This window comes from Rhizobacter sp. (assembly GCF_032229685.1).
Lineage (GTDB): Bacteria > Pseudomonadota > Gammaproteobacteria > Burkholderiales > Burkholderiaceae_C > LMDS01.
Genome location: NZ_JAVTWP010000012.1, coordinates 244,566 through 268,410, shown reverse-complemented (window position 1 = coordinate 268,410; position 23,845 = coordinate 244,566). Strand labels below are relative to the sequence as shown.

The following is a 23,845-nucleotide window of genomic DNA, read 5'->3' as shown; positions in this document are numbered from 1 at the left end:
GCGTCACTCCTCTTCGTCGTGGTGGCCGTGCTGGAAACTCCTCCACAGCAGCACGGGCAGGATCAGCGTGAACACGATCACTTCCTTGAACGCGCTGGCGTAGAACGAGCCGAAGCTTTCCAGCAAACCGACGAAGATCGCGCCGACCGCCGCGGCCGGGTAACTCGCCAGGCCGCCGAAGATCGCGGCGACGAAACCTTTCAGGCCGATCAGGAAACCCGAGTCGTAGAACATGGTCGTCGCCGGGCCGATCAGCAGGCCCGAGAGCGCGCCCATGAACGCGGCCAGGCCGAAGCTCAGCCGGCCGGCACCCGACGTCGAGATGCCCATCAGGCGCGCGCCGAGCCGGTTCACGGCTGTCGCGCGCAAGGCCTTGCCACGCAGCGTGCGCCCGAAGAACAGGTAGAGCGAAATGATCAGGGCGATCGAGACCAGGAAGATGATGACGGTCTGGCCCGACAGCGTGAGCGCACCGGCCGAGAAGCGCGCGTCCCAGAAGCTCGGGTTGCGGAAACCCTCGGCGCCGAAGAACACGAGGCCAAGACCGGTGAGCGCAAAGTGCACGCCGACCGAGACGATCAGCAGCACCAGCACGGTCGCGTCGGCCAGTTTTTCATACGCCAGCCGGTACACCAGGGGGCCGAGCGGCGTGACGATCGCCAGCGTGAGCAGGCTCTGCAGCAACAGCGGCAGCTTCTGCGGCGCGGCCCACCAGGTGATGGCGGCCACCACGATGGGGATCATCAAAGACTTGCCCGCCGAAGCCAGCACCCTGGCCGCCGGCAGCCCGCGCCGCAACCCCGCCACCACATCGAGCACCGCCACCAGCACGGCCAGGGCCAGCAGCAGCCAGACCGTGCCCGGCACCTTGCCGAGTTGCAGCAGGGCCAGCGTGAGCGCCCCGTAAGCCACGAACTCGCCCTGCGGGATGAAGATGACCCGCGTGACAGCGAACACCAGCACGGTGGCCAGCCCGAGCAGGGCATAGATCGCACCGTTGGTGATGCCGTCCAGCATCAGGATGCTGGCGATAGAGAAGTCCATGGCGGGCGATGTGTAGGGGCAAAAACAGAACTGACCGATCGGTCGGCTATAGCGCGCCGAATCATACAAGCCGGCGGCACCGCAGTCAGCCCTGCGGCATGGCTGCAAACCCTAAGCCGGCGCGGCGCGCGCCGGCTTGTCGGTGCGCACTGTCAGTTCGGCACCACCTGCCATTCACCGCCCACGATCTTCAGCATCACGCCGGTTTCGGGCAGGTAGCCGAAGTGGTCGGTCGCGGTGAAGTTGAGCACGCCTTGCGAGACCGGCGTGCGGCCCATGGTTTCGAGCGCTTCTTTCAGCGCGACGCGGAACTCCTTGGTGCCCGGCTTGCCCTTCTTCATCGCCAGCGGCACGGCCTTCTCGAGCACGATGACCACGTCGAACGCGTGTGCCGCGAACTGGTTGGCCATGCCCTTGCCGTAGACCTTCTCGTAGTCGGCGATGTACTTCACGCCGAGTGCCTTGCTGGCATTGCTGTCGGGCAGCTTGCCGGCCACGACGGCCGGGCCCGAGACCACGAACGAGCCTTCGACATCGGCGCCGCCGACGCGGATCAGGTCGAAGCTGGCGGCGCCGTGCGTCTGGTAGATCTTGCCCTTGGCGTAACCACGCTCGACCAGGCCCTTGTGCGGCATGGCTGCGCCGCTGCCGGAAGCCACGACGAGGATCGCGTCGGGGTTGGCCGAGATCAGCTTGAGCGCCTGTCCGGTCACGCTGGTGTCGGAACGCGCGAAGCGCTCGGTCGCCACCAGCTTGATGCCAGCCTTCTCGGCCAGCGGCGCAAGGTCTTTCAGCCAGGCTTCGCCATACGCGTCAGCGTAACCGAGAAAGCCGTAGGTCTTCACGCCCAGCTTCTTCCACTGCTCGATGATGGGCAGCGCCATCACGGCGGTCGACTGCGGCATGCGGAACGACCAGTCGCCCTTGCCCGGCGGCAGGTTCACCGGCGAGAGCATGAGCTGCACGGTCTGGCCTTCGGCGGCCACGTCGGACATGGCCGCGGCGATCGGCGTGGCGGCTGAGCCGACGATCACGTCGACCTTGTCTTCGGTGATGAAGCGGCGCGTGTTCTTGACGGCCACGGTCGGGTCGGTCGCGTCGTCGAGGATGATGACGTTGAGCTTTTCACCGGCAATGGTCTTGGGCCAGAGTTCGATGCCGTTCTTGGTGGGGATGCCGAGCGCCGAGGTCGGCCCCGTGAGCGGAATGCACACGCCGATCGTGATGTCGGCGTAGGCGAACGAGGTGCCGAGCAAAGTGGCCAGCGTGGCCACCAGGGTGCGGATCTTCAACATGCTTGTCTCTCCTTGGATGTGCAGGGGCGGTGAACGGTTTCAGGTGCAGAGGGCGCGAATGTCTTCGGGCACGGCAATGGCGCGCAGGCGGTCGGGGTCGTGCTCGTCGCGGCGCACGAAGGCACGCACTTCGCGGCCTTCGCAGATCAGGTCTTCGGCCGCACCGTCCTTGCCGGCGCGGGTCACGCGGTGCTGCTGCACGATGACCTTGCTGCGCCATTCTTCGACGTGCGTGGTGATCGTCAGCGTTTCGCCATAGGTGGCCGCCTTGTGGAACTTGGTGTTGATCTCGAGCAAGGGCGTGCCGACGATGCCGCGCGTCTTCACGAGCTCGCGCCAGGGCGGCACGCCGCACTGCATGAAGAACGACAGCGAGGCCGTGTCCATCCAGCGCAGGAAGTTCGGGAAGAACACGATGCCCGCGGGGTCGCAGTCGCCGAAGGCGACGTCGACACGGTGGGCGGTGGAACGCGGCATGGTGGGTGGGTGCGAAAGCTTCGGGGCGATCAGCGCGGCGCCATGCGCAACGCGCCGTCGAGGCGGATCACTTCGCCGTTGAGCGCAAGGTTCTCGACGATAGAGGCGGCCAGGTGCGCGAACTCTTCGGGTTTGCCCAGCCGTTTCGGGAACGGGATGCTCGCGGCGAGCGATTCCTGCACCGGCAGCGGCAGTTCGGCCATCAGCGGCGTGAGGAACAGGCCCGGCGCGATGGTGACGACGCGCACGCCGAACTGCGCCAGGTCACGCGCGAGCGGCAGCGTGAGCGAGACCACGCCGCCCTTCGATGCGGCATAGGCTTCCTGCCCGACCTGCCCGTCGAAAGCTGCCACCGAGGCGGTGTTGACGACCACGCCACGCTCGCCGTCTTGCAGCGGGTCGAGCTTGACGATCTCGGCCACGGCGAGGCGCGTCACGTTGAAGGTGCCGACCAGGTTCACTTCGATCACGCGGCGAAAGTCTTCGAGCGGCATCGGCGTGCCGTCTTTGCCGATGAGGCGTTTCGCAGTGCCGATGCCGGCGATGTTCATCAGGATGCGCGCCACGCCATGCGCTTCACGGGCGGCCTGCAATGCGGCGCTCACGCTGTCGCTCGAGGTGATGTCGCAGCCGACGCCGATGCCGCCGATCTCGGCCGCCACGGCCTTCGCGCCTTCGGCATTGCGGTCGAACACGGCCACTTTGGCGCCACGCCGGGCGAGCTCGCGCGCGGTCTGCGCGCCGAGGCCGGAAGCGCCGCCGGTGACGATCGCGGCTTGTCCTTGGATGTTCATGGGCTGGCTTTCAAACGGGTCAACGGCGCGGCAGGATGACGCTGTCGTCACCGCCCGCGTAAAGATGCTCGACCAGCGCGTCGCGGTGCGTGAGCACCGCGCGCTGGTTGATCGAGCCCTTGTCGGTGATCTCGCCGCGGTCGATGCTGGGCGGGTCGACGAGCACCAGCGAGCGCGCCACGCGCGTGGCGCTGCCGGTGCCGCTGGCGAACATCTCGTCGGCGAGGTTCTGGAAGAACGCACGCACCGGCGCGGCTGAAAGCACGTCGAGCGTGGGCGCGTTCGCGGCCACGCCCGCGAGTTCGCGGCAGGCGTCGAGGCGTGGAAAGATCAAGAGGCCGATCTCGTTGCGGTTGATGCCAGCGACCACCACGTCCTGCACACACGGGCTGCCGGCCGCGATGACCTTGGCCCGCAGCGGGCCGACCGAGACGAAGGTGCCGGTGGCGAGCTTGAAGTCTTCGGCGATCCGGCCGTCGAACGCGAAGCCGAGTTGCGGGTTGCTGGCGTCGATGTACTTGAGCGCGTCGCCGCTGCCGTAGTAGCCCTCGGCGTCGAACGATTCCTGCGTCTGCTCGGGTGCGCGCCAGTAGCCGGGCGTGACGTTCGGGCCGCGGTAGCGCACTTCGAGCTTGCCGTCGACGGGGGTGAGCTTGAGCTCCATGCCGGGCGCCGGCAGGCCGATGTAGCCCGACTTCACGACCGGCCCGTTGGCGCAGATCGCAAAGGGCGCGGTCTCGGTCATGCCCAGGCCGGTCAGCATGCGGATGCGCTCACCGCAGGCGAGCTCGGCCATGTGGTCGAGCTTGTCCCACACCGGCTGCGAGAGCCCGGCACCGGCGAAGAACAGCATCTTCACGCGGCTGAAGAAACGGTCGCGCAAGGCGGCGTCGGTCTCGAGCGCGTTGGCGATTTCCTCGAAACCCTTGGGCACGTTGAAGTAGACGGTGGGCGCGATCTCGCGCAGGTTGCGCAGCGTTTCGCCGATCAGCGCCGGCGTGGGCTTGCCCTCGTCGATGTAGAGCGTGCCGCCGTTGTAGACCGTGAGGCCGACGTTGTGGTTGCCGCCGAAGGTGTGGTTCCAGACCAGCCAGTCGATCAGCACCGGCCGCTCCTGCCCCAGCGACGGAAAACACTGCAGGATCATCTGCTGGTTGCTGCACAGCATGCGCTGCGTGTTGATCACGCCCTTGGGCAGCTTGGTCGAACCCGAGGTGAACAAGAACTTGGCGACGGTGTCGGGGCCGACCTTCGCGTGCGCTTCGTCGACCTGCGCGGTCGGCACGGTGGCGAGCAGGTCGTCGAAGCTCAGCGTCTTGCGGCCGTCGATCGTGCCGCTCGTGAGCAGCACCGTCACATCGGCCGGCACGGTGGCAGTGATCGCCTTGCCGAAGGCCGATGCGCTCGACGCGAACACCAGCCCCGGCGTCAGCACGCCCAGAATGTGCTTGAGCTTGCCGTAGTCCTGCGACATCAGCGAATACGCGGCCGAGATCGGCGCGAACGGCACACCGGCGAGCATGGCGCCGAAGCCGAGCAGCAGTTGTTCGAGGTCGTTGTCGGACAGGATCGCCACCGGCCGGTCGGCCGAGAGCTTCATGTCGATCAGCCCCTGCGCGATGCAGCGTGCGCTGTGCAGCGCCTGGGCGTAGCTGATGCGGCGCCAATCGCCGCCCTGGTGGCGCTTGGCCGCCAGCGTGTGGTCGGGCGCGACGGCGGCCCAGTGCAGCAACCGGTCGGTCAGGCGCTTCGGGTAGGGCTGCAGCGCTTCGGTGGACGTGACGAGCGTGCTGCCGTCGGCCGCGGTGGCGAAGTTCGCCGACAGCGAACCGCCGAGCGCAACGTCTCGGTAGCGGGGCGCTGCGAGCCCAGCGCTCATGACTTCGCCACTTTCGCCGCCTTGCCTTCGAGGAAAGCACGCATGCGCGCCTTGGCGGCTTCGTCGCCGCCGGCGATCGCGGCCATCAGCGATTCGGTGAACAGGCCGTCGCTCTGGCTCATGTCGGCGATGCGCGGCAAGGCGTGCATCACCGCGAAGTTCGAGAGTGGCGCGTTGGCGGCGATCTTCTCGGCCAGCGCCAGCGCTTTCTCGAGCCCCTTGCCGTCTTCGACGAGGTATTGCGACAGGCCGATGCTCAAGCCTTCGGCCGCGTCGTAGACCCGCCCGGTCAGCATCATGTCGGCCATGCGCGCCACACCGATCAGGCGCGGCACGCGGGCCGAACCGCCACCACCGACGAACAAGCCACGCTGGCCTTCCGGCAGGCCGTAGAAGGCACTCGCTTCGGCCACGCGCACGTGCGCCGAACTCGCCAATTCCAGGCCGCCACCCACGACCGCGCCGTGCAGCACGGCGACCACCGGCACGCGGCCGAACTGGATCTGTTCGAACGCGGCGTGCCAGGAACGCGAATGCAGCACCCCTTCGGCGACTGAGCGTTCACCGAGCTCCGACAGGTCGAGCCCGGCGCAGAAGTGGTCGCCTTCACCGCTGATCACCACCGCGCGGGTGCTCGCCGGCAGGTTGACGAAGGCGGTCTGCAGTTGCGCGATCAGCGGGTCGTTGAGTGCGTTGCGCTTGGCCGCGCGAAACAGCCGCAGGTGCGTCACGGCAGCGCTGTGCTCGATGCGCAGCAGGTCGAGTTGCGCGAGCAAACCGGTCGCGGCGACAAAAGGCTGAGACATGGGCTCCCGATCAAAGTTGATTAATTGTATTAACCAGTTTGAGGCCTCGCATCTTGGTACTAACCCTAGCCTTCGGATGCCTTACCGCAAGAAATCTTCTGCAGACTTTGAAGAATCTTCAACCCCGCGGCTACGGGAAAGCCATGAGAACAAAGTTCCAGATAGTTATTAAAGTTAATCAACTGGAACGAGCCCCTTCACTTCTGAGCGCACCAGGAACAGGGCTGCGCCGGCCAATTCGTAAAGGATCCCTGCGCATGAAACACCAGCTCCAGGCCGCCACCGGCGCGCTCAGTCTGCTGACCCTGATGTCCGCCTGCGGCGGTAACGGCGACCCCGCGCCGCTGCCGCAGCTCGGCGCCGCGAGCGGGGCGGCCATCGCCTACTGCACCGAGCTGGCCACGCGCATCAGCTTCCCGAACACCACCATCACCGCGGCCAACGCCATCGCAGCCGGCACGCTCACGGTGGCCGGCACGCCGGTCGGCGCGCACTGCCAGGTCACCGGCAGGATGAATCAGCGCACCAGCACGGTCGACGGCAACAGCTACGCCATCGGCTTCGAGATGCGCCTGCCGAACGCCTGGAACGGGCGCTTCTTCTACCAGGCCAACGGCGGCATCGACGGCAGCGTCGTCACCGCCACGGGCGGCGTGAATGGTGGCGCGGGGCTCACGAACGCGCTCAACATGGGCTTTGCCGTGATCAGCTCAGACGCCGGCCACCTGGCCGCGCAAGGCCCGACCTTCGGCATCGACCCGCAGGCCCGGCTCGACTACGGCTACAACGCCGTGGCTGCGCTCACACCGATGGCCAAGAGCGCCATCAACTCGGCCTACGGCAAGCGCCCCGACCGCTCGTACTTCGGCGGCTGCTCGAACGGCGGGCGCCACACGATGGTGGCCGCCACCCGCTACGCCGACCAGTACGACGGCTTCCTCGTCGGCAACCCTGGCTTCCGCCTGCCGCTCGCAGCGATCGCCAACATGGCGGCCTACCGCGCCTACGCTTCGGTCGCCACCGACCCCGCAAACCCGTCGACCGGCTTCAGCGCCGCCGAGCGCTCGCTGGTCTCGAGCGCGGTGCTCGCCAAGTGCGACGCGCTCGACGGCAGCGCCGACGGGCTGGTGCAAGACACCACCGCCTGCCAGGCCGCCTTCAACCTCGACCGCGACGTACCCACCTGCACCGGCGCGCGCGACGGCACCTGCCTGTCGGCCGCACAGAAGACCGTGATCGGCCAGCGCTTCGCCGGCATGAAGACGAGCGCGGGCGCGAAGATCTACAGCAGCTTCCCGTTCGACAGCAGCCACGGCATCGGCAACTCGGCGTTCTGGAACTTCACCGCGCCGCCGGCCCTCGACTCGGGCGCCACCGCGATGATCTGGCAGGTGCCGCCCGAAAGCCCGACCGGCTTCGTCGGTGCCACGTTCGCGCTGACGGCCGACCTCGACGCGATGCTCGCGAAGATCCAGGCCACGAATGCCACCTACACCGAGAACGCGCTCGCGTTCATGACGCCGCCGAGCGCCAGCCAGCTCGGCACGATGAAAAACCGCGGCGCGAAGATGATGGTCTACCACGGCACCAGCGACCCGATCTTCTCGAGCGACGACACGACCGCCTGGTACAACGAGGTGCGCGCTTCGAACAGCGGTGACGCCAGTGCCTTCGCGCGGCTCTACCGCGTGCCCGGCATGACGCACTGCTCCGGCGGCGCGACCACCGACCAGTTCGACATGCTGACGCCGCTGGTGGCCTGGGTCGAGCAAGGCACGGCGCCCGACAGCGTGACGGCCAGTGCCCGCGGCGCCGGCAACGCAGCCGGCGCCAACGCCGACGTACCGACCACCTGGTCGGCCACACGCACCCGCCCGCTCTGCCCTTACCCGAAAGTGGCAAAGTACAAGGGCAGCGGCGACATCGAACTGGCCGCGAGCTTCAGCTGCCAGTAGCCACCGCCCATCGGCCGAGGACACCATGGACATCCAGAACCTGATCGCGATCGACACCCACACGCACCTCGAGGTGTCGTGCTGGAACCCGTTCGACAACTACGGTGAAGAGTACGACCGCGCCGCCGACAAGTACTTTCGCTCGAGCAAGCGGCCGACGATGGCGGAGTCGCTCGCCTACTACCGCGAAAAGAAGATCGGGTTCGTGATGTTCACGGTCGACGCCGAAACCCAGATGGGCCGGCGCCGCATTCCGAACGAAGAGATCGCCGAAGCGGCCATGGCCAACAGCGACATCATGATCGCCTTCGGCAGCGTCGACCCGCACAAGGGCAAGATGGGCGCGCGCGAGGTGCGCAGGCTGATCGAATCGCACGGCGTGAAGGGCTTCAAGTTCCACCCCACGGTGCAGGGCTTCGAGCCCTACGACAAGATGGCCTGGCCGCTCTACGAAGTGATCGCCGAATACAAACTGCCGGCGATCTTTCACAGTGGCCACTCGGGCATCGGCAGCGGCATGCGCTGTGGCGGCGGTCTGCGGCTGCAGAACTCGAACCCGATGCTGCTCGAAGACGTGGCGATCGACTTCCCAGACATGCAGATCGTGGTCGCGCACCCGTCGTGGCCCTGGCAGGACGAAGCACTGTCGCTGGCGATGCACAAGCCCAACGTGTGGATCGATCTTTCGGGCTGGAGCCCGAAGTACTTTCCGCCACAACTGGTGCAGTACGCGAACACCTTGCTGAAAGACCGCATGCTGTTCGGCAGCGACTTCCCGCTGATCCAGCCCGACCGGTGGATGAAAGACTTCCATGAAGCCGGCTTCAAGCCCGAGGTGCACCCGCTGATCCTGAAAGACAACGCGGTGCGCCTTCTCGGGCTCGGGGCTCAACCCACCGTGACGACCTGATTGCGGCCGCCGAACTTGGCGGCGTACAAGCGCCGGTCGGCCAGCGTCAGCAGCGACTGGCCGTCGGGCGCTTCCACGGCGGCGGCCACGCCGATGCTGACCGAGACTTGCAAGCCTTCGGCCACCGAACTCCAGAGCTCGGCTTCGACCGAAGCGCGCAGCCGGTGCGCCACATCGGTGGCCGCCTCGTGCGCCACACCGAACAGCGCGAGCACGAACTCTTCGCCGCCATAGCGCACGGCCAGGTCGGCACTGCGGCAGTTCTGCTGGATCAACGCCGCCACGCGCCGCAACACTTCGTCGCCCACCGCGTGGCCGAAGCGGTCGTTGACCTGCTTGAAGTGGTCGAGGTCGAGCAGCAGCAAGGTGACGGGTTCGCCCTGCTCGACGCGCGGCAGGCTCTCGCTCATCCACAGGTCGAGCGCACGACGGTTGCCCAGGCCCGTGAGCGGGTCGAGCGTGGCCTGGCGCGCCCAGGTGCTGGTGAGGCGGGCGAGCTCGATGCGCAACTCGCGCTGCGCCATCGTGTTGGCGGCCGCTTCGTCTGACTTGCGGCGGTCGATGGCGCGCACTTCTTTCAGCGCCTGCAGCGCAGCCCGGTGGTCGCCGGCTGCTTCTTCGACGCGAGACAGCCCTTCGTTCGCTTCCTGCAGATCGGGCAGCGTGCCGCCCTCTTTCAGGATCTCGATCGATCGCAGATAACTCTCGCGCGCCGCCGCGTACTGCTGGCGCGCCTCGAAGCAGCGCCCGATCTCGCAGTGGCACAGGCCCTCGTTCGGCCGCAGGCCGAAGGCGCGGTAACGCTCCAGCAAGGCCTGCAGCTCGACCAGGGCCTCGTCGTGCCGGCCGCACTGGCGCAGCGTGATCGCGTGGTTGCCCATCGCCATCACTTCGAGCGTGGCCAGGCCCGCGGCGCGGGTCTGCACCGCGAGCGAGCGCCAGTCGGCCAGCAAGGTGTGCAACTCGGCGCGGCGCTCGTCCGAGGCCTCGGCCAGCGCCATCGCGCGCCGGTTGCGTGCGTTGTTCAGCGACAGGCGCGCCACGTGGCGGTCGTAAGGCGCGCCATCGGGTTCGAGCAAGGCGCAACTTTCGGTCAGGCTCGACAGCGCCTGCTGGTGCCGCCCGACCAGCGAGCAGCAGACGCCGACGTTGCGCAGCACGTCGGCCAGGCGCTTCGGGTCGTCGAGGTCACGCGCCACTTCTTCAGCCCGCTCCAGCGTGGTGATGGCCGAAGCGTGGTCGCCGGCCGAGCGCAGCGACGCCGCGATGCGCACCATCGCGTCGCACACGCCGGGCATGGAGCGGCAACTGCGGAAAGCGTCGCCGGCCGAGACGGCGGCGCGCAAGGCGTCGAGGTTGTCGCCGGCGCTCCAGCACGCGGTCGACAAGGCGAGCAAGACCCGGCCGCGCTCTTCGCCGGTGTACTTCGGCAACTCGCGGCGCGCTGCTTCGATCGCCTTGGCGATCGCCCCTTCTTCGACCCAGCGGAGCAGTTGAGCGGGGAAGTCGGGGAGCATGATGACTGGGTCGGGCCTGGGCTGCGCGGCAATATATCAGCCGATGTCACGGCGCCCGCCGGGCCCCGAATAGTGCAGTATCTTGCACCGACTGGCCGGCAACGGCGACGGCGTCAGGGCCGCGTTGCCGTGTCGCCCAGCAACTCGCGCAAGGCCACGAGCGCGGCGTCGGGGCTCATCTCGCTGGTGTCGAAAACAGCATCGGCCTTCGAGTAGAACGCTGCGCGGCTTTCCAGAATGCGCCGCAGGTCGTTCATCGCTTCGACGTTGCCGGTGTGGCCGGCCATCGGGCGGGTGTCGCCCTGCGCGAGCACACGGCCCATGTGTTCTTCGGGCGTGGCGCGCACCCACACCGTGTAGCAGTGCGCGAGCAGCAGGTTGAAGGTGGCCGGGTCGGAAACGATGCCGCCCGGCGTGGCGATCACGGCGCGCGGAAAGCGGCGGATCGTGTCTTCGAGCGCACGTTTTTCGTAGCGCCGGTAGGCGGCCGGGCCGTAGAGCGAGTGAATCTCCGACAGCGTGCAGCCGGCCAGCGCCTCGATGCCGCGGTTCAGCTCGACGAAAGGCACTTTCCAGCCATCGGCCAGCGCGCGCCCGAGCGTGCTCTTGCCGGCGCCGCGCAGGCCGATCAGCGCGATGCGCTGGCGCCGTGCGGCCTGGCTCGCCGGCTCGCCGAACATCGAAGCGAGCGCGCTGCGCGCCTGCACCAGCTCGGCGTCGCTGCGGCCACGCAGGATCTCGCGGATCATCAACCATTCCGGCGAGCTGGCGGTCTCGTCGCCCACCAGTTCGGCGAGCGAACAGTTCAAGGCCTGCGCCAGCTGGCGCAGGAACTGCACCGACGCGTTGCCCACGCCCATTTCCACGTTCGCGAGGTGGCGCTCCGACACGTCGGCGGCCTTGGCCAGGCCCTTGCGCGTGAGGCCACGCCTTGCGCGCAGTGCACGGGTGCGTTCGCCCAGGGAGATGAGGAACGGGTCCTTGAGCTCGGTTTCGGCCGGTTCGTTGGCAGACAGGTCCACGTGCGGAGCCTTCGGGTTTGCGTGGTGATCGCGCCGAAGAATCGGCGCTATAGTGCAGTCAACATGCAACATATTACATCACATGTCGCACATTCAGAACCCGCAGGTTAACCCGCCGCCGGAGCGTTTCAACGCCGCGGCCCACCTGCTGGCACTGAATGCGGGGCGGGCAGGCAAGCTCGCGTACATCGACGACACGCAACGCCTCACCTACGGTGAACTGGCCGAGCGTGTGCAACGCTGCGCGGCCGGCCTGCTGGCGCTCGGCCTGCGGCGCGAAGAGCGCGTTTTGATGGTGATGCACGACAGCGTCGACTTCCCGGTCGCGTTTCTCGGCGCGCTCTACGCCGGCATCGTGCCGGTGCCGGTGAACACGCTGCTCACCGCCGACGACTATGCCTTCATGCTGCAGCACTGCGGGGCGCGCGCGCTGCTCGTGTCGCGCGCCTTGTGGCCGAGCCTGCAGGCGGCGGTTGCGGGCAGGTCGATTCCGGCGATCGTCAGCGGTGAAGGCCCGGCGATCGACGGCACACTTGCTTTCGCGAACCTGCTCGGCGCTGCGCCGCTGACCGAGCCCGCCGACACGCTGGCCGACGACTTCGGTTTCTGGCTCTATTCGTCGGGCTCGACGGGCCGGCCCAAGGGCACGGTGCACACGCACGCCAACCTGTACTGGACGGCCGCGCTCTACGGCACGCCGGTGCTCGGCCTGCGCGAGAACGACATCGGCTTCTCGGCCGCCAAGCTCTTCTTCGCCTACGGCCTGGGAAACGCGCTGACCTTCCCGCTGAGCGTGGGCGCCACCACCGTGCTGATGGCAGAACGGCCCACGCCGGCCGCCGTGTTCAAGCGCTGGACCGGGCAGGGTGTGACGGTCTTCTTCGGCGCACCGACCGGTTTCGCAGGCATGCTCGCTTCGCCCGATCTGCCGGCACGTTCGGGGGTGAAGCTGCGCCTGTGTTCGTCGGCCGGCGAAGCGTTGCCGAGCGAGATCGGCGAGCGCTTCACCGCCCACTTCGGCTGCGAGATCGTCGACGGGCTGGGTTCGACCGAGATGCTGCACATCTTCCTGTCGAACCGCCCAGGCGACGTGCAGTACGGCAGCACCGGCAAGGTGGTGCCGGGATACCGGCTCAAACTGATCAACGAAGACGGCCTTGAGGCCGCCCCCGGCGAGATCGGCGACCTGTACGTGAGCGGCCCGAGCTCGGCGCTGCTCTACTGGGCGCAGCGCGAGAAGAGCCGCGCGACCTTTCAGGGCGAGTGGACGAAGACCGGCGACAAGTACTCGATCGACGCTCGCGGCTGCTACGTGTACGCCGGGCGCAGCGACGACATGCTCAAGGTGAGCGGCGTGTACGTGTCGCCGTTCGAGGTCGAAGCCACGCTGATGCAGCACCCGGCCGTGCTCGAATGCGCCGTGATCGGCGTGGTCGACGCCGACGGCCTGACCAAGACCAAGGCGTGCGTGGTGCGCAAGCCCGGCCAGCAGGTCAGCGAAGAAGACCTGAAGGCCTTCGTGAAGGAACGACTCGCGGCCTACAAGTACCCGCGCTTCATCGAGTTCATCGACGAGCTGCCGAAGACCGCCACCGGCAAGATCCAGCGTTTCCGGCTGCGCGACGCCGAACGGGCGCGCGGCGACGGGCCTGCCGCTTCGTGAGTGCAGCGCCTCGTCAGCACGCGCTCTTGTCGTGGCGCGGCCAGCCGCTGCGGCTCGAATACCAGTGGGTCGGCGACTTGGCGTCGACCGCCCCGGTCGTGGTGTTCCTGCACGAAGGCCTGGGCTCGATCTCGATGTGGCGCGACTTCCCGGCGAGCTTCTGCACCGAGCACGGCTTCAAGGGGCTGGTGTTCTCGCGCTACGGCTACGGCCAGTCGACCCCGAAGCCACCCGGCGAACACTGGGCGCCCGACTTCATGCACCGGCAGGCGCACGAGGTGCTGCCGCTGCTGTTCGAGCACCTGCAAGTCGGGCGCTCCTGGCTGTTCGGCCACAGCGACGGCGGCTCGATCGCGCTGTTGTACGCGTCGAGGTTCGAGCCGGCGGGCGTGGTCGCGGTGGCGCCGCACGTCTTCGTCGAAGACGTGTCGATCACAAGCATCGAACAAGCGCGCGAGGCTTACGCCACGACCGACCTGCGCGAGCGCCTGGCGCGCCACCACGCCGACCCCGACTCGGCCTTTCGTGGCTGGAACGAGGCGTGGCTGAGCCCGGCCTTCCGGGCCTGGAACATCGAGGCCGAGCTCGGCAGCATCCACTGCCCGGTGCTCGCCGTGCAGGGCGAAGACGACGAGTACGGCACACTCGAACAGGTCCGCGGCATAGCGCGGCGTGTTCCGCACGCCGAATTGCTCGTGATCCCGCAGTGCGCCCACTCGCCGCACCGCGATCAGCCGGAAACCCTGAGCCGCGCCGCCGGCCGCTTCATTCATCATTCCAACCTTTCCTGAGCAGGAGCCTCGCATGTCGTTCAAGACCACCTTCGCAGCCGCCGCCGTCTTCGCCCTGTGCGCCGGCGCGGCCCACGCGCAGAACAACGCCCCGATCAAGGTCGGCCTCATGTTGCCGGCCACCGGCACCTTCGCCGCGCTCGGCAACATGATCGAAAGCGGCTTCAAGCTCTACGTCCAGGAACAGGGCGGCAAGCTCGCGGGCCGCGAGATCCAGTACTTCAAGGTCGACGACGAGTCCGACCCGTCCAAGGCCACCGACAACGTCAACAAACTGATCAAGCGCGACAACGTCGACGTGCTCGTCGGCACCGTGCACTCGGGCGTGGCGCTCGCGATGGCCAAGGCCGCCAAAGACAACAACACGCTGCTGATCGTGCCCAACGCCGGCGCAGACGGCATCACCGGCCCGATGTGCGGCCCGAACATCGTGCGCAGTTCGTTCTCGAACTGGCAGCCGGGTTATTCGACCGGCGTGGTCGCCGCGCAAAAGGGCTACAAGCGCGCGATGACGATCACCTGGAACTACGCCGCCGGCAACGAGACGGTGAAAGGTTTCACCGAGTCGTTCGAAAAGGGTGGCGGCAAGGTGTTGAAAGACCTGAACCTGCCTTTCCCGAACGTCGAGTTCCAGGCGCTGCTGACCGAGATCGCGGCGCAGAAGCCCGACGTGGTGTTCGCATTCTTCGCCGGCGGCGGTGCCGTCAAGTTCGTCAAGGACTACGCAGCGGCCGGCCTGAACAAGTCGATCCCGCTGTTCGGCTCGGGCTTCCTGACCGACGGCACGCTCGAAGCGCAAGGCGCCGCCGCGCAGGGCCTGTTCACCACGCTGCACTACGCCGACAACCTCGACACACCACGCAACAACGCCTTCCGCAAGAGCTTCGCATTGACGTACAAGGCCAACGCCGACGTCTACGCAGTGCAGGGCTACGACGCGGCGCAGATCTTCGCTGCCGGCCTGAAAGCGGTGAACGGCGACCTGAGCAAGCGCGACGCGCTGACCGCGGCGATGCGCAAGACCACGGTCGACAGCCCGCGCGGCAAGTTCACGATCTCGGCCGCCGGCAACCCGGTGCAGGACATGTACCTGCGTGAAGCCAAGGGCGTGAACAACGAGTACCGCTCGGTGGCCGTGAAAGCCCTGGCCGACCCGGCGCGCGGCTGCAAGCTCTGACAAGACCGGCCTGGCGCAGGCCGGCATCCAGAGAGGCCATGACATGGACCACACCACGCTCGAACCGGCTCCTGTCACGGCCCCCGCGGCGGTCGCGCCCAGGCTGCGCCACATAGCCGACCTGCCCGGCCCGCGCGGCCTGCCGGTGGTGGGCAACCTGCTCCAGCTCGACACGCCGCGCCTGCACCAGCAGCTCGAAGGCTGGTGCCGCGAGTTCGGCCCTTTTTTCAGGTTGCAACTCGGCAGCCGGGGCGTGCTCGTGGTCGGCGACCACACGGCCGTGGCGTCGATCCTGCGTGACCGGCCCGAAGGCTTTCGGCGCACCGTGCGGCTCGAAGAAATCTGGACCGAGATGAAGCTCCAGCCGGGCGTGTTCGGCGCCAACGGCGATGTGTGGAAGCGCCAGCGCCGCATGGTGATGGCCGGCTTCGACCCGGCCCACGTGAAGCGTTATTACCCGGCCATGCTGACCACCGGGCAGCGCCTCGGGAACCGCTGGTCGCTGGCCGCGAAGAACGGCACGGCGATCGACCTGCAGGCCGACCTGATGCGCTACACCGTCGACGCGATCGCCGGCCTCGCCTTCGGTGCCGAGGTCAACACGCTCGAGTCCGACGGCGACGTGATCCAGCAGCACCTCGACAAGATCTTTCCGGCCCTGTTCAAGCGCCTGCTCTCGCCCTTGCCGACCTGGCGCTTTTTCAAGTCGGCGGCCGACCGTCAGCTCGACCGCAGCGTGGCCGCCGTCACCGAGGCCGTGGCCGGCTTCATCGCCCAGGCCCGCGCGCGCATGCAGGCCGACCCCGGCCTGCGTGAGCGCCCCGAGAACCTGCTCGAAGCGATGATCGCCGCTGCCGATGCCGAAGACAGCGGCATCGACGACGCGCAGGTCGCCGGCAACGTGCTGACCATGCTGCTGGCCGGCGAAGACACCACGGCCAACACCGTCGCGTGGATGATCGACCTGCTGTGGCGCCACCCCGAAGCGCTGGCGCGCGCCAGCGCCGAAGTGCGCAGCATCGTCGGCGACGCCCGCGCGCCCACGCTCGAACAACTCGCGCAGCTCGACTACGTGGAAGCCTGTGCGCACGAGACCATGCGGCTCAAGCCCGTGGCGCCGATGGTCGGGGTGCAGGCGCTGCGCGACACCACCGTGGGCGACGTGCAGGTGCCGACCGGCACGGTCATCTTCAACGTGATGCGGCGCGACAGCGTGAGCGAGGCCCATGTGCAAAACGCCGCCGCGTTCGAGCCCGAGCGCTGGCTCGTGCAGGGCGCGCCGGGGGCGCAGGCCAGCGCGGCCAAGCGCACCTCGATGCCCTTCGGCGCCGGCCCGCGCATCTGCCCGGGGCGTTACCTCGCGCTGCTCGAAATGAAACTGGCGATGGCCACCCTGCTCGGCCGTTTCGACATCCAGAGCGTCGACACGCCTGACGGCGGGCAAGCCCGCGAACACCTGTCGTTCACGATGACGCCGGTGGGGCTGCGCATGCGTGTCCGCGAGCGAAACCAGGCTCACGCCGCATCCTAGAATCCGGCAGCCTCTCGCTGCCACGCACTGACCGATTTCCCTTGGACCTGTCGACCTTTCTTGTTCAGTGCCTGAACGCCGTTCAATACGGCTTGCTGCTGTTCCTCGTGGCCAGCGGCCTGACGCTGATCTTCGGCATCATGGGCGTGATCAACCTCGCCCACGGCAGCTTCTACATGATCGGCGCCTACATGGCCTTCGTGCTGGCGCCGTATTTCGGCGACTGGTTCATCACCCGTCTGCTGGTCGGTGTGTTGCTCGCGGCGCTGTTCGGCTTCGTGCTCGAATGGGTGTTCTTCAGCTTCCTGTATCAGCGCGAACACCTGCAGCAGGTGCTGATGACCTACGCGCTGATCCTCGTGTTCGAAGAAGCGCGCAGCCTGCTCGTGGGCAACGACGTTCACGGCGTGCAGCCACCGGCCTGGCTCACCGGCGGGTTCCAGCTCGGCGAACTGATGTCGTACCCGTGGTACCGCGTGTTCGCGTCGGTCGCCTGCATCGTGGTTGCGCTGGCGCTCTACTTCGTCGTCAACCGCACGCGCCTGGGCATGATGATCCGCGCCGGCGCGAGCAACCGCGACATGGCACGCGGCCTGGGGCTCGACATCCAGCTGCTCTACCGCGTGGTGTTCGCCGGCGGCGTGGCGCTCGCGGCGCTGGCCGGCATGATCGCCGCGCCCCTGTCGTCGGTGTACCCGGGCATGGGCGGCAGCGTGTTGATCATCTGCTTCGTGGTCGTCGTGATCGGTGGCATCGGCTCGATCACGGGCGCGTTGATCGCCTCGCTGCTGGTGGGCTTCGTCGACACCTTCGGCAAGGTTTTCTTCGCCGAGTACAGCGGCATCGGCGTGTACCTGCTGATGGCGGTGATCCTCGTGTGGCGGCCCGAAGGCCTGATGAAGCGGGCCTACTGAGATGGCCCGCACCTGGATCGTTCCGGCCGCGGCCGCCCTCTTGCTGCTGATGCTGCCGCTCGGCCTGTCGCCTTACCTGCAAGAGACGGTGGTCAAGATCGCCGTCTACGCCATCTTCGCGCTCAGCCTCGAACTGCTGGTGGGCGTGACGGGCCTCGTGAGCCTGGGCCATGCGGCCTTCCTGGGCATCGGCGCTTATGTCACCGTGATCGCGTCGGGCGACAGCGGCGGCTCGATCGCCAAGGTCGCGCCACTCGCGGTGTTGGCGGCCGCCGTCTACGCCGTCTTCGTCGGCGCGCTGAGCCTGCGCACCAAGGGCGTGTACTTCATCATGGTCACGCTCGCGTTCGCGCAGATGGCCTACTTCGTGTTCCACGACACCAAGCTCGCCGGTGGCAGCGACGGCCTGTTCCTCTACGCCAAGCCCACGCTCGGTGCACTGAACCTCGACGACAAACATCAGCTGTACTACGTGGTGGTGGGCACGCTCATCGCCACCTACGCGCTGCTCGCTTTGCTGATGCGCTCGCGCTTCGGCCACACGCTGGCCGGCATCCGCGTCAACGAACAGCGCATGCGTGCGGCCGGCTTCAAGACCTACGGCTACAAGCTCGCGGCGTTCGTGATCGCCGGTGCGCTGGCGGGCCTGGCCGGCTTTCTGCTCGCGGTGAAAGACGGCGCAGTGAACCCCGAGCTGCTGAGCTGGCACGAGTCGGGCGCGGTGCTGCTGATGCTGATCCTCGGTGGCATCGGCAGTCTGCGCGGCGCGGTGATCGGCGCGATCGCGTTCACCTTGCTGAAAGAGCTGTTCCAGTTCGAACCCCTGCTCGGGCCGCTCGCCAGCCACTGGCAGATGACGCTGGGCTTCACGATCATCGCCTTCGTCGCCCTGTTGCCGAAGGGCCTGATCGGGCTGCGTGCGCGGCTCGCGGGGGCGGCGCGTGGCTGAGTCGACCGTGCTGCTGCGCGCCAGCGGCCTGACCCGCCGTTTCGGCGGCCTGACGGCCGTGAACGAGGTCTCGCTCGACCTGCACGTCGGTGAGGTGCATGCCGTGATCGGCACCAACGGCGCGGGCAAGTCGACGCTGATCAACATGCTTTCGGGCGAGATGCCGGCCAGCAGCGGCCGCATCGAACTCGACGGGCAAGACATCGGCGGCTGGTCGCAACCGAAGCGCGCCCGCGCCGGCGTGGGCCGCAGTTACCAGCGCACCACCATCTTCCCGAGTTTCAGCGTGCTCGAGAACTGCCGCCTCAGCGCACAGGCTGCCTTGCCGCGCCCGTGGGCGGTGTGGCAGTCGGCGCAGCGTTGTGCGCAGAGCCTGGCGGCCGCGCGCGCAGCGCTCGAATCGGCCGGCCTGAGCGGCGACGCCGACCGCCCTGCGGGGCTCTTGAGCCACGGCGGCCAGCGCCAGCTCGAGATCGCGATGTGCCTGGCCTTGAAGCCGCGTGTCCTGCTGCTCGACGAACCGCTCGCCGGCATGGGCGCCGAAGAAACCGGCCGCATGCTGGCGCTGCTCGCCGAGCTGAAACGCCAGCACGCGGTGCTGCTGGTCGAACACGACATGGACGCGGTGTTTCGCATCGCCGACCGCATCACGGTCATGGTCAACGGCACCGTGATCGCAAGCGACGCGCCGGAACGCATCCGCACGAACCACGACGTGCAGGTCGCCTACCTCGGCGACGCGCATTGAGTCAGGGCCATGTTGCAGATCGACGACCTCAACACGTACTACGGTGACAGCCACATCTTGCGCGGCGTGAGTCTGACGTTGCCCGCCGGCACCGCGCTCGGCCTGCTCGGGCGCAACGGCATGGGCAAGACAACGCTGATCCGCTCGCTGATGGGCTACGTGCGTGTGGCCAAAGGCAGCGTGAAGTGGCACGGCGCCGACGTGACCCATGCCGTGCCCGAGCGCATGGCGCGGCTCGGCATCGGCTACGTGCCCGAAGGGCGCGGCATCTTCCCGAACCTGTCGGTGCGCGAGAACCTGGTGATGACGGCACGCGCCGGCGTCGACGGCAAGAAAGACTGGACCTACGAACGTGTGCTCGCCACCTTCCCGCGGCTGACCGAACGGCTCGGCCACGGCGGCCAGCAGCTCTCGGGCGGCGAGCAGCAGATGCTCTCGATCGGCCGCGCGCTGATGACGAACCCGCAGCTGCTGATCCTCGACGAAGCGACCGAAGGCCTGGCGCCGCTGATCGTGGCCGAGATCTGGCGTGTGGTCAGCGAGATCCGCGCCACCGGCATCAGCACGCTGATCGTCGACCGCAACTACCGCGCGGTGTTGGCCCACACCGACCGCGCGGTGGTGCTGGAAAAAGGCCTGATCGTGATGAGCGGCGAGTCGGCCGCGCTCGCTGCCGACACCGAAGGGCTGGCGCGCTGCCTGGGTGTTTGAGCGCGCTGCGGTGCGGGCGGCTCGGCGCTTGTAGACTGGCGCCCACCTGCCACGGAGCCACCCATGATTCTCGAACTCGCCGACATCCGCATCCCGCCCGGCAAACAGGCCGAATTCGACGCCGCCATCCAGCACGGTGTCGAAACCGTGGTCTCGCAAGCCAAGGGCTTCAGGGGCTACAAGGTCAACAAGGGGGTCGAGTCGCCGGAGCGTTACGTCCTGATGATCTACTGGGAAACGCTCGAGAACCACACCGTCGACTTCCGCGGCGGCCCGCTGTTCCCGCAGTGGCGCGCGATCGTCGGGCCGTTCTTCGCGGTGCCGCCGACGGTCGAGCACTTCACGCTCGTTGCCAAGTCGGCCTGAGCGGCACGCCATGAGTCGCTTGCTGCCGCGCCTGCTCGTCGCCCTCTCTCTTTGCGCCGGCCTGGGTGCGACGCTCGCTGCGCCCACGCCGCCGAAGATCGTGCCCGTGGTCTTCGCCGAGCGGGTGTTGCCCAACGGCCTGCAGGTGATCTCGGTGCGCAGCCAGACCAGCCCGACCGTCAGCGTGCACGTCTGGTACCACGTCGGCTCGAAGGATGACCCGGCCGGGCGCTCGGGCTTCGCCCACCTCTTCGAACACCTGATGTTCAAGAGCACGCGCTACCTGAAGAGCGAGCAGTTCGACCGCCTGACCGAAGACGTGGGCGGCTCGAACAACGCGTTCACGAGCGACGACGTGACGGCCTACCACGAGGTCGTGCCGTCGAACCACCTGGAGACGCTGCTCTGGGCCGAGGCCGAGCGCTTGTCGAACCTGAACGTCGACGACGCCAACTTCGTGTCGGAGCGCGCGGTCGTCAAGGAAGAGTACCGCCAGCGTGTGCTCGCCACGCCCTACGGCCTGTTCTACAACGCGCTGGAGCCGGCCGCCTACCTCTCGCACCCGTACAAGCGCCCCGGCATCGGCAACATCGCCGACCTCGAAGCCGCCTCGCTCGCCGACGTGGAGGCCTTTCACCGCAACTACTACCGGCCCGACAACGCCACGCTCGTGGTCGCCGGCGACTTCGACCAGAAGCAGCTGGACGCCTGGGTCGACAAGTATTTCGGCCCGATCGTGCGCCCCTCGGCCGCGATCCCGCGTGTCACCGCGACCGAACCGCCCTGGCCGAGCGACCGCAGCGTCGCCGTGACCGGCCCGGCAGTGCCGCTGCCGGCGGTCGCGATGCTTTGGCTCGCGCCGCCCGTGACCCACCCCGACAACGCCGCGCTGCAGATCGCTTCGGCCCTGCTCAGCGGCGGCGAATCGTCACGCCTGAACCAGTCGCTCGTCTATCGCCGCCAGCTCGCCAGCCAGGCCGGCTTCAGCGCTGACCTGCGCGCCGGGCCGGGGCTGCTCGCGGCCACTGCAGTGGCGGCCGGCGGCAAGCGCCTGGCCGACGTGAAGGCGGCCCTGCTGGCCGAAGTGCAGGCGCTGGCGGCCAGGCCGGTCGGTGCAGCCGAGCTGGCCAAGGTCAAGACGCAGTTGTTGACGAGCACCCTGCTGGCGCGCCAGACCCCCGACGGCCTGGCGCAGGCGCTGGCCGGGGCGGCCGTGCTCGAAGGCGGGCCGGCGCAGGTCAATGCCGGGCTGCAGGCTTTGCTGAACGTGACGCCGGCCGACGTGCAGCGTGTGATGCGCCAGTACGTGGTGGGCGCGCACAAGGTGAGCGTCGAGTACACCCAGGAAAAGAAGGCGACCCCATGACGCGGCATCCGATGATGAAAAGCGCGCTGCGCCGTGGCGCTTGCCTGGTGGGCGCCTTCACCGCGTTCGCACTCGCGCCCGGCGTTCGGGCGCAGCCTTACGAGACGCCGCCACCGCCGGCCGCCCCGCGCGAACTGCGCATCGGCGCGCCGATCGAACAGGCGCTGCCGAACGGCCTGCGCGTGGTGCTGGCCGAACGCCGCGGCGTGCAGCTCGTCAGCGCGCAATTGCTGGTGCTGTCGGGCAGCGAGGCCGACCCCTCGCAGCGCGCCGGGCTGGCGTCGCTCACCGCCGGTTTGCTGACCAAAGGCACGCGGCGCTACAGCGCCTCGGCCCTGGCGCAGGCCGCAGAAACACTCGGCGGCTCGCTCGAGAGCGCGGCGGGCTGGAACCAGACGACCGTGGCGATCACGGTCGCGGTGCCCCAGCTCGACGCCGCGCTCGCGCTCGTCGGCGAAGCGGTGTTGCGCCCGAGCTTCGCGCAGGCCGAGCTCGACCGCTTGCGCACCCAGGCGCTCGACGAAATGAAGGTGGCCTATTCGCAGCCCGGCACGCTCGCCGCGTTGGCAGCGCAGCACCTGCTGTTCGGCACCGGCCCTTACGGCCACCCCGCCGGCGGCACGCCGGTGTCCTTGCCACGCATCCAGCGGGCCGAGCTGCAGGCCCTGCACGCACAGCGCTTCCGGCCCGACAACGCGGTGCTGGTGCTGGCGGGTGACCTCGACGCTGCCACGGCGCTGACACTGGCGAAAAAGCACTTCGGCGCCTGGAAGAAGCCAGCCTCGGCCCTGCCGACCGACAGTCTGGCGAGCGCCGGCCTGCCACTCGGGCTGACGGTGATCGACATGCCGCAATCGGGCCAGGCGGCCGTGGTCGTGGCGCTGCCGATCCCCGACAGCGAGCGTGACCGCGCCACCCGCGACGTGATGAACTCGGTGCTGGGCGCGGGTTATTCGTCGCGCCTGAACCAGGAAATCCGCATCAAGCGCGGCCTGAGCTACGGCGCCGGCAGCCGCCTCGACGCGCGCCGCGAAGGCGGTGTGCTGCGGGTGTCGGTGCAGACCAAGAACGAGTCGGCTGCCGAAGTGCTGGCGCTGGTGCAGGCCGAGCTCGACGGGCTCGCCAAGGCGCCGGTCGGCCCCGATGAGCTGGCAGCGCGCAAGGCCACGCTGATCGGCGGCTTCAGCCGCAGCGTCGAGACCACGGCCGGCCTGAACGACGCCGTGGGCTCGCTGATCGTCGCCGGGCGCTCACCGGCCGAGCTGCAGCGGCGCATTGACACGCTGACGGCGGTGAGCCCGGCCGAGATCCAGGCCTATGCCGCTGCCACCATGCAGCCGGCGCGCCGGCGCGTGGTGGTGGCCGGCGTGGCGGCGCAGTTCATGGAGGCGCTGAAAGCCCAGGGCGCGCCCGTCACGGTGGTCCCGCAAGACGCGCTCGACCTGGAACGGGGTGATTCGCTGACGCGGCGCTGAGCGGCCGCAAGCGAGCCGTTTCTACCCTGTTCCGGGGCCAAAACGCAATCCCTTGCCTGATCCCGGCCCCGCCCTGCACGCGGGCTCGCGAATGCTGGGACAATAGACGCCTTCGCGGTCAGGCCACCCTCCCGGCAACCCGACCGCTCGCATACCTTTTCAGGGACCGCCATGGCCACCCGTCGCCCTTCTCCCGCTTCCACCACCCCCGACACCTCGCAGAAGCTGCGCCAGACGCAAGCCGAGTACGTGGCCGCGCGCCCGGCCGGCGAGCCCGGCGTGAAGCCGATGATGTCGAGCTCGAAGATGTACGTCTGCCGCCGCTGCCAGGCCAATTTCAAGACCGGCGACGGCAAGCCCGACGCGCGCCTGCCCGGCCTGGGCAAGTGCAACAAATGCCTCGCTGCCGCCACGGCCGCGCTCGCCGCCTGAGCTGAAGCGCCCGCTGCGCCTGC

Annotated in this window: 22 protein-coding genes; 14 read left to right on the top strand and 8 right to left on the bottom strand. The window is 68.2% G+C overall.

Annotated features, from left to right (window positions below; genetic code table 11):
- Window positions 1-3: 3 nt before the first annotated feature.
- The 6 genes from AC30PD_RS06960 to AC30PD_RS06935 form a co-directional block, all read right to left on the bottom strand.
- Window positions 4-1,044, bottom strand: a complete 1,041-nt coding sequence (locus AC30PD_RS06960; RefSeq protein ID WP_489534908.1) for a branched-chain amino acid ABC transporter permease — start codon at window positions 1,042-1,044, stop codon at window positions 4-6.
- Between the two features lie 152 nt (window positions 1,045-1,196).
- Window positions 1,197-2,339 carry an ABC transporter substrate-binding protein gene (locus AC30PD_RS06955; RefSeq protein ID WP_489534907.1) on the bottom strand — a complete coding sequence of 381 codons (1,143 nt, stop codon included), beginning with the start codon at window positions 2,337-2,339 and terminating at the stop codon, window positions 1,197-1,199.
- A 39-nt stretch (window positions 2,340-2,378) separates the two neighbouring features.
- A complete protein-coding gene (locus tag AC30PD_RS06950) occupies window positions 2,379-2,816 on the bottom strand; it encodes an acyl-CoA thioesterase (protein ID WP_489534906.1) in 438 nt (145 codons plus the stop codon).
- Between the two features lie 29 nt (window positions 2,817-2,845).
- Entirely contained in the window at window positions 2,846-3,610 is a 765-nt protein-coding gene (locus tag AC30PD_RS06945; RefSeq protein ID WP_489534905.1) for an SDR family NAD(P)-dependent oxidoreductase, read from the bottom strand.
- Window positions 3,611-3,629: 19 nt separating this feature from the next.
- Window positions 3,630-5,489: a feruloyl-CoA synthase gene (locus AC30PD_RS06940; protein WP_489534904.1), complete on the bottom strand. Its 1,860-nt coding sequence runs from the start codon at window positions 5,487-5,489 to the stop codon at window positions 3,630-3,632.
- Window positions 5,486-6,295, bottom strand: a complete 810-nt coding sequence (locus AC30PD_RS06935; RefSeq protein ID WP_489534903.1) for a crotonase/enoyl-CoA hydratase family protein — start codon at window positions 6,293-6,295, stop codon at window positions 5,486-5,488. The genes AC30PD_RS06940 and AC30PD_RS06935 overlap by 4 nt, the downstream gene beginning before the upstream one ends.
- A gap of 257 nt (window positions 6,296-6,552) precedes the next feature.
- Between AC30PD_RS06935 and AC30PD_RS06930 the strand changes: the two genes are divergently transcribed.
- Window positions 6,553-8,250: a tannase/feruloyl esterase family alpha/beta hydrolase gene (locus AC30PD_RS06930; protein ID WP_489534902.1), complete on the top strand. Its 1,698-nt coding sequence runs from the start codon at window positions 6,553-6,555 to the stop codon at window positions 8,248-8,250.
- 25 nt (window positions 8,251-8,275) lie between these two features.
- A complete protein-coding gene (locus tag AC30PD_RS06925) occupies window positions 8,276-9,160 on the top strand; it encodes an amidohydrolase family protein (protein ID WP_489534901.1) in 885 nt (294 codons plus the stop codon).
- On the opposite strand, the gene AC30PD_RS06920 is transcribed toward AC30PD_RS06925, so the two are convergent.
- Window positions 9,139-10,677, bottom strand: coding sequence for a GGDEF domain-containing protein (locus tag AC30PD_RS06920; protein WP_489534900.1), 1,539 nt, complete (start codon window positions 10,675-10,677; stop codon window positions 9,139-9,141). The two genes, AC30PD_RS06925 and AC30PD_RS06920, sit on opposite strands and share 22 nt — an antisense overlap.
- Window positions 10,678-10,790: 113 nt before the next feature.
- A complete protein-coding gene (locus AC30PD_RS06915; protein WP_489534899.1) occupies window positions 10,791-11,771 on the bottom strand; it encodes a helix-turn-helix transcriptional regulator in 981 nt (326 codons plus the stop codon).
- 10 nt (window positions 11,772-11,781) lie between these two features.
- Here AC30PD_RS06915 and AC30PD_RS06910 point away from each other — a divergent pair, with 10 nt between their 5' ends.
- The 12 genes from AC30PD_RS06910 (at window position 11,782) to AC30PD_RS06855 (ending at window position 23,822) form a co-directional block, all read left to right on the top strand.
- A complete protein-coding gene (locus AC30PD_RS06910) occupies window positions 11,782-13,362 on the top strand; it encodes a benzoate-CoA ligase family protein (RefSeq protein WP_489534898.1) in 1,581 nt (526 codons plus the stop codon).
- A 26-nt stretch (window positions 13,363-13,388) separates the two neighbouring features.
- Window positions 13,389-14,153, top strand: coding sequence for an alpha/beta fold hydrolase (locus AC30PD_RS06905; protein WP_489534897.1), 765 nt, complete (start codon window positions 13,389-13,391; stop codon window positions 14,151-14,153).
- 13 nt (window positions 14,154-14,166) lie between these two features.
- Window positions 14,167-15,330 carry an ABC transporter substrate-binding protein gene (locus tag AC30PD_RS06900; RefSeq protein ID WP_489534896.1) on the top strand — a complete coding sequence of 388 codons (1,164 nt, stop codon included), beginning with the start codon at window positions 14,167-14,169 and terminating at the stop codon, window positions 15,328-15,330.
- Window positions 15,331-15,373: 43 nt separating this feature from the next.
- Window positions 15,374-16,861, top strand: a complete 1,488-nt coding sequence (locus tag AC30PD_RS06895) for a cytochrome P450 (protein WP_489534895.1) — start codon at window positions 15,374-15,376, stop codon at window positions 16,859-16,861.
- A 41-nt stretch (window positions 16,862-16,902) separates the two neighbouring features.
- Window positions 16,903-17,775, top strand: a complete 873-nt coding sequence (locus AC30PD_RS06890; protein WP_489534894.1) for a branched-chain amino acid ABC transporter permease — start codon at window positions 16,903-16,905, stop codon at window positions 17,773-17,775.
- 1 nt (window position 17,776) lies between these two features.
- Window positions 17,777-18,724: a branched-chain amino acid ABC transporter permease gene (locus AC30PD_RS06885; RefSeq protein WP_489534893.1), complete on the top strand. Its 948-nt coding sequence runs from the start codon at window positions 17,777-17,779 to the stop codon at window positions 18,722-18,724.
- A complete protein-coding gene (locus tag AC30PD_RS06880) occupies window positions 18,717-19,472 on the top strand; it encodes an ABC transporter ATP-binding protein (protein WP_489534892.1) in 756 nt (251 codons plus the stop codon). The genes AC30PD_RS06885 and AC30PD_RS06880 overlap by 8 nt, the downstream gene beginning before the upstream one ends.
- A 9-nt stretch (window positions 19,473-19,481) precedes the next feature.
- Complete coding sequence (locus tag AC30PD_RS06875; RefSeq protein WP_489534891.1) at window positions 19,482-20,183, top strand: ABC transporter ATP-binding protein; 702 nt, start codon at window positions 19,482-19,484, stop codon at window positions 20,181-20,183.
- A 63-nt stretch (window positions 20,184-20,246) separates the two neighbouring features.
- Entirely contained in the window at window positions 20,247-20,549 is a 303-nt protein-coding gene (locus AC30PD_RS06870) for an antibiotic biosynthesis monooxygenase family protein (protein ID WP_489534890.1), read from the top strand.
- 10 nt (window positions 20,550-20,559) lie between these two features.
- Window positions 20,560-21,915: a M16 family metallopeptidase gene (locus AC30PD_RS06865; RefSeq protein WP_489534889.1), complete on the top strand. Its 1,356-nt coding sequence runs from the start codon at window positions 20,560-20,562 to the stop codon at window positions 21,913-21,915.
- Window positions 21,912-23,390 (top strand): M16 family metallopeptidase, encoded by a 1,479-nt coding sequence (locus AC30PD_RS06860; protein WP_489534888.1) that lies wholly within the window; start codon window positions 21,912-21,914, stop codon window positions 23,388-23,390. Before AC30PD_RS06865 ends, AC30PD_RS06860 begins: the two co-directional genes overlap by 4 nt.
- A 171-nt stretch (window positions 23,391-23,561) precedes the next feature.
- On the top strand, window positions 23,562-23,822 hold the full coding sequence (locus AC30PD_RS06855) for a hypothetical protein (RefSeq protein WP_489534887.1): 261 nt from the start codon (window positions 23,562-23,564) through the stop codon (window positions 23,820-23,822).
- Window positions 23,823-23,845 lie beyond the last annotated feature (23 nt).